This window comes from Nonomuraea turcica, assembly GCF_030718205.1.
Lineage (GTDB): Bacteria > Actinomycetota > Actinomycetes > Streptosporangiales > Streptosporangiaceae > Nonomuraea.
Map to the genome: position 1 here is coordinate 58712 of NZ_JAUZQF010000042.1, position 14104 is coordinate 72815.

16 protein-coding genes are annotated in these 14104 nt (G+C 70.7%); 9 read left to right on the plus strand and 7 right to left on the minus strand.

Annotated elements, in window-relative coordinates:
* Positions 1 to 4 precede the first annotated feature (4 nt).
* The 4 genes from Q9G87_RS55940 to Q9G87_RS55955 all read right to left on the minus strand — a co-directional run bounded on the left by Q9G87_RS55940 (position 5) and on the right by Q9G87_RS55955 (position 3110).
* Complete coding sequence (locus tag Q9G87_RS55940) at positions 5 to 928, minus strand: NAD(P)/FAD-dependent oxidoreductase (protein ID WP_305924876.1); 924 nt, start codon at positions 926 to 928, stop codon at positions 5 to 7.
* On the minus strand, positions 928 to 1653 hold the full coding sequence (locus tag Q9G87_RS55945) for a class I SAM-dependent methyltransferase (RefSeq protein WP_305924861.1): 726 nt from the start codon (positions 1651 to 1653) through the stop codon (positions 928 to 930). Before Q9G87_RS55945 ends, Q9G87_RS55940 begins: the two co-directional genes overlap by 1 nt.
* Positions 1654 to 1743: 90 nt before the next feature.
* Positions 1744 to 1971, minus strand: a complete 228-nt coding sequence (gene rpsR, locus Q9G87_RS55950) for a 30S ribosomal protein S18 (RefSeq protein ID WP_305924862.1) — start codon at positions 1969 to 1971, stop codon at positions 1744 to 1746.
* The gene (locus tag Q9G87_RS55955) at positions 1968 to 3110 is read right to left on the minus strand and encodes a CobW family GTP-binding protein (protein WP_305924863.1); all 1143 of its coding nucleotides are present in this window, start codon (positions 3108 to 3110) and stop codon (positions 1968 to 1970) included. Before Q9G87_RS55955 ends, rpsR begins: the two co-directional genes overlap by 4 nt.
* 73 nt (positions 3111 to 3183) lie before the next feature.
* On the opposite strand from Q9G87_RS55955, the gene Q9G87_RS55960 reads away from it, so the two are divergent.
* The 6 genes from Q9G87_RS55960 to Q9G87_RS55985 all read left to right on the plus strand — a co-directional run bounded on the left by Q9G87_RS55960 (position 3184) and on the right by Q9G87_RS55985 (position 7755).
* Positions 3184 to 3306 (plus strand): large ribosomal subunit protein bL28, encoded by a 123-nt coding sequence (locus Q9G87_RS55960; RefSeq protein WP_305924864.1) that lies wholly within the window; start codon positions 3184 to 3186, stop codon positions 3304 to 3306.
* Positions 3306 to 3605: a 30S ribosomal protein S14 gene (gene rpsN, locus Q9G87_RS55965; RefSeq protein WP_305924865.1), complete on the plus strand. Its 300-nt coding sequence runs from the start codon at positions 3306 to 3308 to the stop codon at positions 3603 to 3605. The genes Q9G87_RS55960 and rpsN overlap by 1 nt, the downstream gene beginning before the upstream one ends.
* A 2-nt stretch (positions 3606 to 3607) precedes the next feature.
* Positions 3608 to 3775 carry a 50S ribosomal protein L32 gene (gene rpmF / locus Q9G87_RS55970; protein ID WP_305924866.1) on the plus strand — a complete coding sequence of 56 codons (168 nt, stop codon included), beginning with the start codon at positions 3608 to 3610 and terminating at the stop codon, positions 3773 to 3775.
* Positions 3776 to 4094: 319 nt separating this feature from the next.
* On the plus strand, positions 4095 to 4595 hold the full coding sequence (locus Q9G87_RS55975; RefSeq protein WP_371825989.1) for a (2Fe-2S)-binding protein: 501 nt from the start codon (positions 4095 to 4097) through the stop codon (positions 4593 to 4595).
* Positions 4595 to 5575: an FAD binding domain-containing protein gene (locus Q9G87_RS55980; RefSeq protein WP_305924867.1), complete on the plus strand. Its 981-nt coding sequence runs from the start codon at positions 4595 to 4597 to the stop codon at positions 5573 to 5575. The genes Q9G87_RS55975 and Q9G87_RS55980 overlap by 1 nt, the downstream gene beginning before the upstream one ends.
* Entirely contained in the window at positions 5572 to 7755 is a 2184-nt protein-coding gene (locus Q9G87_RS55985) for a xanthine dehydrogenase family protein molybdopterin-binding subunit (RefSeq protein WP_305924868.1), read from the plus strand. The genes Q9G87_RS55980 and Q9G87_RS55985 overlap by 4 nt, the downstream gene beginning before the upstream one ends.
* 137 nt (positions 7756 to 7892) lie before the next feature.
* Here the strand turns inward: Q9G87_RS55985 and Q9G87_RS55990 are convergent, their stop codons facing one another.
* Positions 7893 to 8810, minus strand: coding sequence for an endonuclease/exonuclease/phosphatase family protein (locus tag Q9G87_RS55990; protein ID WP_305924869.1), 918 nt, complete (start codon positions 8808 to 8810; stop codon positions 7893 to 7895).
* 48 nt (positions 8811 to 8858) lie between these two features.
* Complete coding sequence (locus Q9G87_RS55995) at positions 8859 to 9542, minus strand: TetR/AcrR family transcriptional regulator (protein ID WP_305924870.1); 684 nt, start codon at positions 9540 to 9542, stop codon at positions 8859 to 8861.
* A 75-nt stretch (positions 9543 to 9617) separates the two neighbouring features.
* Between Q9G87_RS55995 and Q9G87_RS56000 the strand changes: the two genes are divergently transcribed.
* Together Q9G87_RS56000 and Q9G87_RS56005 are read left to right on the plus strand one after the other, a co-directional pair.
* A complete protein-coding gene (locus Q9G87_RS56000) occupies positions 9618 to 10613 on the plus strand; it encodes an MBL fold metallo-hydrolase (protein WP_305924871.1) in 996 nt (331 codons plus the stop codon).
* Positions 10614 to 10671: 58 nt separating this feature from the next.
* Positions 10672 to 11457, plus strand: a complete 786-nt coding sequence (locus Q9G87_RS56005) for a maleylpyruvate isomerase family mycothiol-dependent enzyme (protein WP_305924872.1) — start codon at positions 10672 to 10674, stop codon at positions 11455 to 11457.
* 8 nt (positions 11458 to 11465) lie between these two features.
* On the opposite strand, the gene Q9G87_RS56010 is transcribed toward Q9G87_RS56005, so the two are convergent.
* The gene (locus Q9G87_RS56010; RefSeq protein WP_305924873.1) at positions 11466 to 12491 is read right to left on the minus strand and encodes a LacI family DNA-binding transcriptional regulator; all 1026 of its coding nucleotides are present in this window, start codon (positions 12489 to 12491) and stop codon (positions 11466 to 11468) included.
* Between the two features lie 217 nt (positions 12492 to 12708).
* Between Q9G87_RS56010 and Q9G87_RS56015 the strand changes: the two genes are divergently transcribed.
* Complete coding sequence (locus Q9G87_RS56015) at positions 12709 to 14031, plus strand: ABC transporter substrate-binding protein (RefSeq protein WP_305924874.1); 1323 nt, start codon at positions 12709 to 12711, stop codon at positions 14029 to 14031.
* Positions 14032 to 14104 lie beyond the last annotated feature (73 nt).

Genomic DNA, 14104 nt, shown 5'->3' on the forward strand with positions numbered 1-14104 from the left:
CAGATCAGCCCAGCGCCACCGGCAATCCGGCGCGGAACATCTCCTGCTCCAACCAGACCGCGGCCCGCACCCCGTCGGCCGCGCTCGGCCCGACCAAGGTCACCGGTTCGGGCACCGCCTTGAGATGCGCGGCGTCGCCGGCCGCGTAGACGCCGGCCACGCTGGTCTTGCCGTACTCGTCCACCTCGACGCACCCGTCGGGCAGCAGCACGCAGCCGAGCTGGACGGCCAGGTCGGTGTTCGGCCGGGTGGGCGCCCGGTGATAGACGGCCTCGCGCGCCAGCGTGGTCCCGTCCGCGAAGCTCAAGGTCAACGCGTCCAGCTCACCTTCGATGCCCGCCAGCGGCGTCTCGATCACGGGGATGCCACGGGCCTTGACGACGGCGGCCACCGGTTCGGGCATGGTGCTCGCACCGTTCGTGCACAACACGACGTCATCGCTGTAGCGATCGGCGACATAGGCCGCCAGCATCGCGTCGAACCCGTTGCCGATGACGGCGAGCACTTTTCCGTTCGTTTCGTAGCCGTGGCAGAAGGGACAGTGGAACACACTCTTGCCCCACCGTTCGGCCAGCCCCGCGACCGCGACGGGCTCATCGGTCACCCCGCTCGCCAGCATCAACCGGGAGGCCTCGACCCGTTCGCCGTCTTCCAAGGTCACCGTGAAGCGGCCGGACTCCCCCTCCGCCGAGGTCACCCGCCCCTCCCTGAGCTCAACCGTCGGATAGGCGGCCACCTCCGCGCGGCCGTCGGCCAGCAGGCGCGCGGGTGAGCCGCCGTCCCGGCCGAGGAACATGTGCATCTCCGCGGCCGGCGCGTTACGCGGCCGACCGGCGTCCACCACCAGGACGCGGCGCCGTTGCCGGCCGAGAACCAGTGCCGCGCTGAGCCCGGCGGGCCCGCCGCCGACCACGACCACCTCGTACATCACGCGCCTCCTCTGTCGATGACATACATGCCGAGTTCCTCCGGACCGGTGTGGGACGCCACGAGGCCGTGCTCGCTCAGCTCCTCCTTGAGCCGCTGCCCGTCCAGCACCCACCAGTCGTAGTCCACCTGCACCTCGCCGACGAGCCGGTCATCGTGGTAGGTCCGGTACGTCATGTGCCAGGTGAGCCGGTCCGGCCCGGCGGGCTCGGCGCGGCCCCATCCTTCGTATCTGCGCCGTCCGAGGCGGACGTCGGCGAATCTCGAGTCCGGCACCGCCATGGCCTGCGTGGGCGGCAGGAGGTTCAGCACCGCCCGGCCGCCGGGGAGGAGCCGCTCGGCGAGCAGCGCCCAGATCTGCCGCCGGCCGGCCGGGTCGAAGTGGCCGATGACGCTCATGGCGACGACGGCGCCGAGCCGGTCCGGCAGTTCGGCCTCCAACAGCCCCTCCGGCAGCACGGTCACCCGGTCGCGCAGTTCCGCGGACTCGTTCACCCGGGCCAGCAGGACCGACCGCAACCCCGGCGACGGCTCGACGGCCAGGATCTCGGCATCGGCCACCGTCGCGGCGATCAGCCGCGTGCCGTGCCCTCCTCCGGCGCCCACGTCCACGATCGGGCCTGACACGCCGCGGAGCGCCTCAGCGAGCGCCGGACTCGTCGCCTCCCAGGACGGCGCGATCATCACGTCGATGAACTCCGCCGATTGTTCGTATTCGTCGGCCACTCGCACCCCTCATGTCGACAAATCGATAATCATTACCATTTTGCGGTATGCGGCCTGATCGTCAAGGGCGAAGTGTGCGGGGCCGCCGGTTCATGTGCTGGGACGAGAGGAGTAGGGGAGCAGGGCCATCTCGCGAGCGGTCTTGATGGCCTTGGCGATCCGGCGTTGCTGCTGCACGGTGACGCCGGTGACGCGGCGGCTGCGGATCTTGCCCCGGTCGGAGACGAACTTGCGCAGCAGGTTGGTGTCCTTGTAGTCGATGCGGTCGGCGTGCAGGAGCGGGTTGGGCTTGCGGCGCGGGGCGTGGGGCTTCTTCACGCGTTCTCCCTGAGAGTGAGGATGGCGGCGAACGGGTCGTCGTAACCGGTCCAGGCGTCGGGGCCGGCGCTCTCCTCCGCCTCGGTGAGCAGGCAGGAGTCGAGCAGTGCGTGGAAGCGGCCGACGTCGAGGTCGGGGCCGGTGAAGACCAGGTGCTGGACGCGGTCACCGCGCTCGGGGTCCCAATCGAGGGTCGCGGCCAGCCGGCGGGCGGGGGAGGCCAGGTCCCAGGCGGCCTCCGGCAGCGCGGCGAGCCAGGGGCCGGCGTTCTCGGCCGAGACGATCCCGGCCACGGCGTCCCAGGCCAGCAGGTGGTCCGGCTGGGTGGCCAGCCAGAAACGGCCGCGTGAGCGTACCGACTCGACCACCAGCTCGTCCACGGCCTCGAAGAAGCGGCCGGGGTGCAGCGGGCGGCGGCTGCGCCACACCGTGGTGACGATCTCGTCGGTCTGGGCGTCGCAGGGCAGCTGCGCGGTGGCGGGATCGACTCGTTCGGCCAGTTCCGCGGTGCACACGGCGGCACCGGTCACCAGCGGCAGGGTGTGGAGCGTGTGGATCGGGCTGACGGGGGCGAGGTGAGCGAGCACCCGGCGCGACAGGTCGTGGTCGTCTTCGTCGCCGCCATGGAGCACCAGGCCGGTGGCGTACTCCAGCTGCCTGGCCAGGACCTCGGCCAGATAACGCTGGTCGCCGGCGGCCGCGGGCTTGCCTGCCTCGCTGAGAGGTTCGCCGCGGGTGATGTCGCCGGGCATGGCCGCGGCGTCCAGTGCGGTCAGAACGGCGCTGAGCCGCAGCAGGTCATGGGCTTCGTAGCAGTCGACGGCCTCGGCCACTGAGCGCGGTTCCACTGAGTCCCACAGGTCCACGATCAGCAGGCTCGAGCGGGGCGCCAGGGCGACGAGCCGGGGGAGCAGGTCCTCGCGCACCGTGCAGGTGATGCAGCCGTGGGCGAGACGAACCTCGGCGGTTTCCAGCAGACCGGTGGCGTCGCGGACGCTGCGGTGGACGCGGCCCTGGACGATCTCGCGCAGATCGTGGTGGATGGCGATGGATCCCGGATGGTCGGCCAGCAGCCGCTCGACGGTGGCGGTACGGGCCGCGCCGTGCAGTCCCGACACCAGGACGACGGGGGTGGGCACTGAGCCTCCAGTTGCGGTGATGAAAATCGTTGTCGTTATCATGGCACATCGCCGCAAGCAGAAAGGAACCGCTGTGGCCAGAAACGAGGACCGCTTCGTGCAGCTCACGGTCAGCGCCCGCGCGATCAAGACCATCGACAAGATCGGCATCGAGCAGGCCGTCGCCCGGATCCGGGCCCGGGGAGAGAAGGTCTGATGGCCAAGAAGAGCAAGATCGCCGCGAACGAGCGGCGCAAGGCCGTGGTCCAGCGTTATGCGGAACGGCGGGCCGAGCTGAAGGAGATCATCCGCGTCGGCACCCCGCAGGAACGGGACCAGGCCATGCGCGAGCTCGCCCGCCAGCCGCGCGACGCCAGCGCCACCCGCGTCCGCAACCGCGACTCCGTCGACGGCCGCCCTCGCGGGCACCTCACCAAGTTCGGCCTCTCCCGCGTGCGCTTCCGCGAGATGGCCCATCGCGGGGAACTGCCCGGTATCACGAAGGCGAGCTGGTAGCTGTGGCCGTACCCAAGCGCAAGACCTCGCGCAGCAACACCCGCCACCGGCGCAGCCAGTGGAAGGCCACCGCGCCCGACCTGGTCCCGATCACCGTGAACGGCCGGGAACTACGCGTGCCCCGGCCGCTCGTCCGCGCCTACCAGCGGGGATTGATCAGAGTCGATTGAGGGTGATTCGGTCACCGGACACCAGCAACTCCGGGCTGGTCTTGTCCAGCCCGGAGTTGCGCCGATGCACAATGCGCTTGAACACACAGCGTTAACAGACGGGTTTGATGAGTAGCGACTCCGGGGCATGCCGACGTGTGAGAACGCCGGTCCTTCGCCGAATCGAGGCGGTGATATGTCTTCCGAGCTCCCGGACTCACGTGTTCCGTCCGAGGTGGAGCCCGCGTCGAGGTGGTCTCGGCGTACGTTCATCGCGACGGCGACGGCGACGGCGGCGACTCTCGGCGGTGTGGCCGTGGCATGCGATCTGGTGCCCGGGCTGTCTCCGCTCGGAACCGAGCCGGCCGAGGCGCCGCCCAGCGGTCGCGTCTCGCTGGTGGTCAACGGTGAAAGGCACACCGCGACGATCGACAACCGCACCTCGCTGCTGGATCTGCTGCGCGAGCAGCTCGGGCTGACGGGCACCAAGAAGGGCTGCGACGCCGGCGCCTGCGGGGCGTGCACGGTGCTGGTCGACGGCCTGCGGGTCAACGCCTGCCTGACGCTGGCGGTGCGGATGGAGGGCGCGGCGGTCACCACCGTCGAGGGCTTGGCCGACGGCGACCGGCTGCACCCTCTGCAGCAGGCGTTCATCGACGAGGACGCCTTCCAGTGCGGCTACTGCACCCCCGGCCAGATCATGTCCGGCATCGGCTGCATCCGCGAGGGCCACACCGGCTCCCCCGAAGAGATCCGGGAGTGGATGAGCGGCAACCTCTGCCGCTGCGGCTGCTACGTGAAGATCGTCAGAGCGGTTGAGCAGGCGGCCAGGAGGGCCTGATGCATCCCTTCTCCTACGTCAAGGTCTCCGACGTCGCCGGCGCGCTCGCCGCCGGGCGCCGTGGCGGCCGCTACATCGCGGGCGGCACCACGCTGGTCGACCTGATGCGCGAGGGTGTCGAGCGTCCCTCCACGCTGGTCGACATCAGCGCCCTTCCCTTGCGCGAGGTCTCCGCCACCGCGCGCGGGGGCCTGCGCATCGGCGCACTCGTACGGATGGCCGAGGCCGCCGCCCACCCCAAAGTGCGCGCCACCTTCCCCGTCATCTCGCAGGCACTGGAGCTGAGCGCCTCCGCCCAGCTGCGCAACATGGCCACCGTCGGCGGCAACCTCATGCAGCGCACCCGGTGCACGTACTTCCGCGACGTGACGGCGGCCTGCAACAAGCGCGAGCCGGGTTCGGGGTGTGCGGCGCTGGGCGGATTCAACCGTACGCACGCGATCCTCGGTGCTTCCGATCACTGCGTGGCCACCCACCCCTCGGACGTCGCCGTGGCGTTCGCGGCGCTGGAGGCGAGCGTCCACCTGCATGGCCCGGACGGGCAGCGCAGCGTCGCCCTCGCCGACTTCCTGCTGCCGCCGGACGGCACACCCCAGCGGGAACAGGCCGTGCGGCCAGGCGAGTTGGTCACCGCTGTCGAGATTCCGGCCCTTCCCCGCCCGCTCGGCTCCGGCTACTTGAAGGTGGCCGACCGGCAGTCGTATCAGTTCGCGCTGATCTCGGCGGCGGTCGCCCTGCACGTGCGCGGCGGTGTCATCCGCGAGGCGAAAGTGGCCGCCGGAGGCGTCGGCACCGTGCCGTGGAAGCTGCCTGCCGTCGAGCGCCGCCTCATCGGCGAACGGCCGTCGGAGGCGCTGTGGGCCGAAGCGGCCGAGCGGGCGGCCGACGGAGCTCGCCCGCTCAAACACAACACGTTCAAAATCGAGCTGCTCAAGCGCACCGTCGAACGCCAGCTCCGCATCGTGGGAACCGCCCCATGAGCCGGCAAGCCGTCGGGGCGCCGCTGTCCCGGGTGGACGGGCGCCTGAAAGTGACCGGACAGGCGAAGTACGCCGCCGACCACCCCACCGAAGGGGTCGTCCACGCCGCCATCGTCGGGAGCACCGTCGGCCGCGGACGCATGACCGGCATCGACACCCGCGCCGCCCTCGCCCACCCCGGCGTCCTGACGGTGATCAGCCACCTCAACGCGCCCAAGCTGGCCTACAGGCCCAATCCGAGTTCGAACAACCCGGAGGGAGGCGAGCGGCTGCACGTCTTCCAAGACGACAAGGTCCTCTTCCACGGGCAGCCGGTCGCGGTCGTGGTGGCCACGACGCCGCAGGCGGCTCAGCACGGCGCGAGCCTGGTCGAGGTCCGCTACGACGCCGAGAAGCCGGCAACGGACCTGACCGGCACCCACGCGCACGACCCCGTGACCTACGCGCGCGGCGACGCCGACCAGGCCGTGCAGTCCGCCGCGGTACGGCTGGAAATGACGTACCGCACCGCCCGCAACCACCACAACGCGGTGGAGCCGCACGCCACCATCGCCCGCTGGGACGGCGACCGGCTCACGGTGTGGGACAAGACCCAGTGGGTCGTCGGCACGCAGAGGGAACTCGCCGCCGTGTTCGGCCTCGAGCAGGACGCGGTGCGTGTCATCTCGCCGTTCGTGGGCGGGGCGTTCGGCAGCGGCCTGCGGGCCTGGCCGCACGTCACCATCGCGGCCCTCGCCGCGCGCGAGGCAGGCCGTCCGGTCAAGCTCGTCCTTACCCGCAAGCAGTTGTACGCCGGAACGGGTCACCGGCCCGCGTACGCGTATCACCTGCGTCTGGGCAGCGACCGGCGCGGCCGGCTGACCGCGATGGTCCACGACATCACGGCGGAGACCTCGTCGTACGAGAACTTCCGGGAGAACGTCCTGGCGGCGGGGCAGGCACTCTACGCCATGCCCCACGTCCGCCAGGCGTACCGGACCGTGCCGCTGGATGTGAATACCCCGCTCTACATGCGCGGCCCGGGTCACGCCACAGCGGCCTACGTCATCGAGTCGGCCTTGGACGAACTCGCCCACGAACTCGGCATCGACCCGATCGAACTGCGCCGGCGCAACGAACCCGCCAAGGACGAGTCGAACGGGATGCCCTTCTCCACCCGGCGGCTGCGCGAGTGCTACACCGTCGGCGCCCGCGCGTTCGGGTGGGACAGGCGCGCTCCCAAACCCCGCTCCACCCGCGACGGCGACTGGCTGATCGGCATGGGCATGGCCGCCGCCGCCCACGGCACCCTGCGCAACCCTGCCCAGGCCCGGGTCCTGCTCGACGCACGTGGCGTTGCGCGGGTCGAGGCGGCGACCAGCGACATGGGCCCCGGCACGTACACCTCCATGACCCAGGTCGCCGCCGACGCCCTCGGACTCCCCACAAGCGCCGTGGATTTCCGGCTCGGCGACTCCACCATGCCGACTACCCCGGCTCACGGCGGCTCGCAGACCACGGCGAGCGTCGGCTCCGCCGTCCAGGACGGCTGCGACAAGCTGCGGCGCCAGGCGATCGAGCTGGCCGTCGGCGACGAGCGATCGCCGCTGCACGGCGTCGACGCCGGCGACGTCGCGGTCGGCGACGGCCGGCTGCACGTCAAGAACGACCCGGCGCGCGGGGAGACGTACCAGCAGCTCCTGGCCCGCAACGGCCGCACCCGCCTCGAAACGCTCGGCGCCTTCACCCCCGGGGAGCCCCGGTTCTCCACATGCGCCTACGGCGCCACGTTCGCCGAGGTCGCCGTGGACCACCGCCTCGGTCTGGTCCGCGTCCGGCGGATGCTCGGCGTCTACGACGTGGGGCGGATCATCAGCCCCAAGCTCGCCGACAGCCAGGCGCACGGTGGCATGGTGGGCGGCATCGGCATGGCCCTGCTGGAGCACACCGTCACCGATCACCGCGACGGCAGGATCGTCAACAACAACCTCGCCGACTACCTCGTCCCGGTCAACGCCGACGTCCCCGACCTGCGGGCGATCTTTCTCGACGGCGAGGACCGCGAGGCCGACCCCTTGGGCGTCAAGGGCCTCGGCGAGGTGGTGCATATCGGGGTGGCGCCCGCCATCGCCAACGCCGTCTTCCACGCCACCGGCCGCCGGGTCCGTGAGCTCCCCATCACCACTGAGGCTCTCCTGTGAACACCGGGATACAACACACCGGGGCGAAAGTGGCTCGCGTGGCGGACGATGTGGATTGGACTGTGGAAGGCCCACACCCGCTTGCCGGGCGATGGCTCAGCCGGCAGGCCGGGTAAGACCCGGCACCACATTCCGGATCAGAGGCGAATGTGGGCGGCGATCGGCAGGTGGTCGCTGCCCGTCTCGGGCAGCGCTTGGAGCTCGGTCACCGTCATCGCGCGGGTCAGGATCTGGTCGACGCGCGCCAGCGGGACCCGGGCCGGCCAGCTGAAGGCGAAATCGCGAGGTGGGGCGGCCATCAGCGACAGGACCGGGCGCAACCCACGGTCGTCGACGGTGCTGTTGAGGTCGCCGAGCAGAAGCATGCGATCAACGGGCTCGGCGGCCAGCAACGCGCCCAGCCGGCGGGCGCTCTCGTCCCGGCGTACGGAGTCGAATCCGCCCAGACCGATGCGCACCGAGGGCAGGTGAGCGACGTAGATCGCGATGTCGCCGTGCGGGGTGCGGGCGACCGCGCGCAGCCCGCGGTTCCAGTCAGGGCCGACGTCGTGCGGGCGGATGTCCACCGGGGCCGCCTCGGCGAGGGGGTGGCGGGACCAGAGGCCGACCGTGCCCTGCACGGTCCGATACGGATACTCGGCGCGCAGTGCCGCGTCCCAGGCCGGCAAGGCTGCGGGTACGAGCTCCTCCAGGCCGATCAGGTCCGGCCGGGTCGCGATGAGCTTGCGCGCTGTGCCGGCCGGGTCGGTGTTCTCGTCACTGACGTTGTGCTGCACGGCGACCAGGTGATGGGGCTGCTCCGCTTGGGGCAGCACATGGCCGCCGAACTGGGCAAGCCAGGCGATGGCCGGCAGCAGCGCGGCCAGCGCGCTCACCGCGGAGCGCCGCCACCAGGCCAGGCCGAGCAGCACGGGAACGATCAGCACGAGCCACGGCAGGAACGTCTCGACCAGGCTGCCGAGGTGGCCGATCCCGTTCGGCACGACCCGGGGGAAGGCCAGGACGGTGGCGGCCAGCGCCGCGAGTGCGAGCAGGACGACACGGAAGATCGGCACAGCGCGATCTTCGCAGGCTTCCACCCCATTCGTGGAAGCTCGCCGTCGCTAGAGGAGTTCCGGGCCGGATTGGTGGCGAGCCAGGCGTTCGGTGTGGGCCGAGTGTGCCGCCGGCCAGCCCGCCGCGGGGGATGTCTCCTGGGCCAGGCCGTTGAGCGCGGAGCGGACCACGCGCTCAGTCTGAAGATCAACCGCCCGGGAGCCCTCGATGTGGACCAGGCCATCGGCGAGCAGCACGGCCAGTCCGTGGATCGCCGCCCAAAGCACGAACTCGGCCCCCGGGCGTGCGGCGGCGGGCAGGGCGCCGGCCTCCGTGAGCCGGTCGAGCTCCGTGGTGAGCACGTCGTGCGGGTGGGTGGAGATGGACGCATGCAGGCCGGTGGCGCGGCCGCGCAGGACGAGCCGGGCGACGGCCGGGTCTTCTAGAGCCCAGCTCACATAGCCGCGGCCCAGGGCGATCAGGCGCTGCTGAGGGTCGGTCCGCTGGTCCGGCGCCTGCTCGCACTTCTGTCTCAGGTGTTCCCCGAGCCAGGCGAGCGTCCGCTCGGACAGGGCGCGGACCAGCGCGTCGCGTGAGGCGAAGTGGTGGTAGACGGCGCTGGGGCTGACGCCGACCTGCGCCGAGGCCTCCCGCAGGGACCAGCCATCGGTCCCGCGCTCGCGTACGAGTGCCTCGGCGGCGTCCAGCAGTGCGCTGTGCAGGTCGCCGTGGTGATATCGCCCCTTCGCCACCACCCGATCTTAACACCGCTCAGATCCCTGCTACGCTCAGAGGGATCTCAACACTGTTCAGATTGGAGCCGGGTCATGTGCCCCACCGATTCGCCGCTGACCCCGGACGCCCCGTTGGCCGGCCAGAGTGACGTCCCCGACGTACGGATGAGCCCGCCGCCGATCGTGCGAGGCGAGCCCGTCGAGGTGTCCGACGGCGTGTACGTCATCTCCGACAAGCGCGTCGAGCTCGTCCCGAATGTCGGCATCGTCGTCGGTGAGCACGCCGCGCTGGTCATCGACACCGGCATCGGCCCCCGCAACGGCGCGTACGTCCTGGAGCAGGCCCGGCGCCTGGCCGGCGAGCGGCGCCTGTACTTGACCGTCACGCACTTCCACCCCGAGCACGGGTTCGGGGCGCAGGTGTTCAAGGGCGCCGCGACGATCGTCTACAACGCCTCCCAGCGCGCGGAGCTGCACCGCAAGGGCGCCGCCTACATCGACCTGTTCAAGGACCTGAGCCCGGCCGTCGCGGCCGAACTCCAGGACGTCGAACTCGTCGATCCCGACCTGGTCTACGAGGGCAAGGCCGAGATCGACCTGGGTGGACGCAGGGCGGCACTGCGTGCCGTCGGGCCGGCGCACACGGGCTCCGACCAGGTCATCCTGATCGACGACCGGGTGCTGTTCGGCGGCGACCTGTTCGAGACGCGTATCTTCCCGATCGCGCCGTACTTCCCGCCCTACGACGTGGACGTGGACGGCGGGCGCTGGATCGGCGTGCTCGAGGAGCTGATCGCCCTCGACGCCGAGATCGTCGTGCCCGGCCACGGCGAAGTGGCCGGCACTTCGCTGATCCGCGACGTTCGCGACTACCTCGACCACGTGCGCGGGGAGGCCGCGCGGCTGCGGGCGGCCGGCGCCTCCGCCGACGAGACGGCGGCGACGATCGACAAGGACGCCCGTGTCCGCTGGGCCACCTGGGAGCGGCCCGAGTGGATCGGCTTCGCCGCCCGCGCCTTCTACGACAGCGCCGGGAGCGGCTGGGCCGCGAGCACGGGCTCGGCGGCGACGCCCGCACCGCCCTCATGACGCTCCTGGCCGGCTGCATCGGATACCCTCAGGCGTCGCAACCAGAACCGGAGAACATATGAGCAGCCCCGACCCGGTGATCGCCGCGGTGCGCAGCGAGCACGACCGTCTGGCCGCACTGGTACGCACGTTTGACGAGGCCGCGCTGGCCCGGCCGTCCGGCGCGGCCGAATGGGACATCTCGCAGGTGCTCAGCCACCTGGGCAGCGGTGCCGAGATCACGCGGGCCACCGTCCTGGCCGCCCTCGGCGACGGGCCGAGGCCCGGCCGTGACGAGATGGAGAGCATCTGGCAGACCTGGAACGGCATGACGCGCAGGCAGCGCGCCGACGGGTTCCTCCGAGCCGACGAGGCCCTGGCCGCGCTCTATGAGTCGCTGGACGCGTCCGCCCGCGAGAACCTGCGCATCGACATGGGCTTCCTTCCCGCACCGGTAGACCTGGCGACCGCGGTCCGGCTGCGGCTCAGCGAGCTGGCGCTGCACTCGTGGGACGTACGCGCCGGCTTCGACGAGCGCGCGACGCTGACCGCCGGCACCGCCGAGCAGCTCCTGCACGGAGAACCCGACCTGATCGGCTGGATCGGCAAGCCGCCTGGGGATGCGCACGCAGTGGTCGTGGTCACCACGACCGAGCCCGCGTCGGTCTTCGCGCTCCGCCTGCAGGATCGGATCAGCGTGGACTTCGACGTCCCGGACGCACCCGACGGCACGCTCACGCTGCCCGCCGAGGCGTGGCTACGGCTCGTGGCGGGGCGGCTCGGGCCGTCGCACACCCCTGAGGGCGTCGTCGCCACGGGCGCCGCCGACCTCGACCTGCTGCGCAAGGTCTTCCCCGGCTACTGATCCGACGATCAGGCTTCCGCGACCTGCTCTCTGGCGGGCGCGGTGCTCTGCCGCTCCACGAGCACGCCGGGAAGCAGCCGCTGGGCCGGTTGGGCGTTGGGGGCGGCCAGATGGTCGATGAGCGCCTCGACGGCGGCGCTGGCGATCTCCGTCGCGGGTGGGGTCGCCGTCGTGAGCTCCGGGTCGGTCGACTCGGGCTCGCCGTTGGAGCACATGATGAAGGACAGCCGTTCGGGGATCGGCCGGTCGAGGGCGCGCGCCTCGTGCATCGCGCCGAGAATGGCCTCCCAGTTGTAGCCGATGACGGCCGTCATGTGCGGCGCGTCGTCCAGGAGTGCGCGGAGCGCCGCCCGGCCTGCGCCGACCGTGTGCTCGCTGGTGATGACGGTGCAGTCGACCGCGAGCTCGGCGCAGGACCGCCGGACGGCGTCGGCGAAGCGCACGGCTGCTCCGATCCCTCGTACGCCCTCCTCGTACGGAGCATTGAGCAGGCCGATGGTCCGGTGCCCGAGACCGGCGAGATGCTCGACCGCGACGCGCGCGATCTGATCGAAGTCGGCGTCGACGTAGGGGATGTGGCCGGGCTCGCTGGTGCGGCCGATCAGCCCGACGGGGATGCCGGCCTGTTTGAGGAAATCCACGCGTTTGTCGGTGAGGGTGACCTGCATCAGCAGGAATCCCTGGATGAGCCCCGCCCTGGCCAGCTGCCGCAGCTCGTCCATGTCGTCCTGCCCGGTCGTCCAGAGGACGACGTGGAAGCCCCGCGCGCGGGCGGCGTCGGTGGCGGCCAGGACGTACTCCAGGTCGGAGCCGACGATCGTGCGCGGCTGGGAGGGGAAGACGATCGCGATGATGCGGCTTCGCCCTCCGGCCAGGGCGCTGGCCATGGCGTTGGGGGTGTAGCCGAGCTGCTCCATGGCGTCGAGCACCTTGCGGCGGGTCTCCGGGCGGATCGACCGCGCGCCGGTGAGCACATGCGAGACGGTGCCGGTCGAGACACCGGCGAGGCGAGCGACATCAGCTCTGGTGACCATGCGTGAAGTGTCCTGGGGGTCGGGGGACAGGAACCATGGGTTACCACATGTTACGTAAATGTTACCGGCTGACCAGTTCAGCGTTACTGGGAATCATACCTATCTTTGACTCGCGTCAATTCCTCGTTGGCGGGCCTGTCCCCCTGCTGTCAGGCTCCTCCACCGGGGAACGCCGGGGCGCCTGCCGGCCCCCGCGCGAATTTCAAGGGAGTCACAGATGCGACGGACCAAACTGATCCAAACGCTCGCGCCGTTGACCGCTCTCGCGCTGCTGTCAAGCGGCTGCCTGAGCGACGGAGGCTCGAAGGCGACCAGCGGAGCCGGCACGGGGAACACCAGCAAGACCGTGGAAATCATGACCGGCATGACCGGCGACGGCCTGAACGCGCTGAAGATGTCGCTGGATCCGTACGCGAAAGAGCAGGGCATCACGATCAAGTGGTCCCCGTCGGACAACTTCAACCAGCTCATCGTCACCCGCGTCCAGGGCAACAACCTGCCGGACATCGCGCTGTTCCCGCAGCCCGGCATCATGAAGGACCTCGCGGCCAAGGGCCGGCTCGCCCCGCTCGACGACGTCCTCGACATGCCGACGCTGAAGAGCAGCATGACGCCCGGGACGCTGGAGGCCGGCAGCAAGGACGGCAAGCTCTACGGCCTCATGGCGAGCATGAACGTCAAGAGCCTGGTCTTCTACCCCAAGCAGGCCTTCGAGTCCGCCGGATACGAGATTCCGACGTCCATCCCCGAGCTGCTAGCGCTCACCGACAAGATCCGCGCGGAGGGCAAGACCCCCTGGTGCCTCGGCATCGAGTCCGGGCCCGCCACCGGCTGGCCGGCGACGGACTGGATGGAGGAGCTGGTACTGAAGTACGGCGGCACCGCCAAGTACGACGACTGGATCAACCACAAGATCAAGTTTGACTCGCCGCTGGTCCGCCAGGCCGCCGGCACCTTCGAGAAGATCGCCTTCACCGAGGGCAACATCCTGGGCGGCCGCAAGTCCATCGCCAGCAACAACTTCGGCACGGCCGGCAACCCCATGTTCCGCAACCCGCCCGGCTGCTTCATGTACAAGCAGGGCAACTTCGTCGCCGCCAAGGGCTTCTTCCCCGACGACGTGCTGGCCGACATCGACAACCGCGTCGGCGTCTTCGGCTTCCCGCCCGCCACCGCCGGCGGCGACAACCCCGTCGAGGGCGGCGGCGACCTGGCCGGCCTGTTCAGCAAGGACAACGAGTCCGCCAAGAAGCTCCTGCAGTACATGAGCACCAAGGACTTCGGCGTGGCCGGCGCCAAGACCGGCGCGTGGCTGTCACCCCACAAGGACTTCGACGTCGCGAGCTATCCCACCCAGACGATCCAGAACATCGCGAAGATCGCCTACCAGTCGACCGGCATCGCCTTCGACGGCTCCGACGCGATGCCCGGAGCCGTCGGCTCCGGCAGCTTCTGGAAGGGCATGACGGGGTGGATCAGCAACCAGCAGAGCCTCGACCAGGCACTCAAGGCGATCGACGACAGCTGGCCGGCGAGCTGACGGCATGACGGACCCCCGCGGTGGGCGCGGCCGGCCCACCCCCCCCCCCCCCCCCCCCCGCCCCACCGGGATT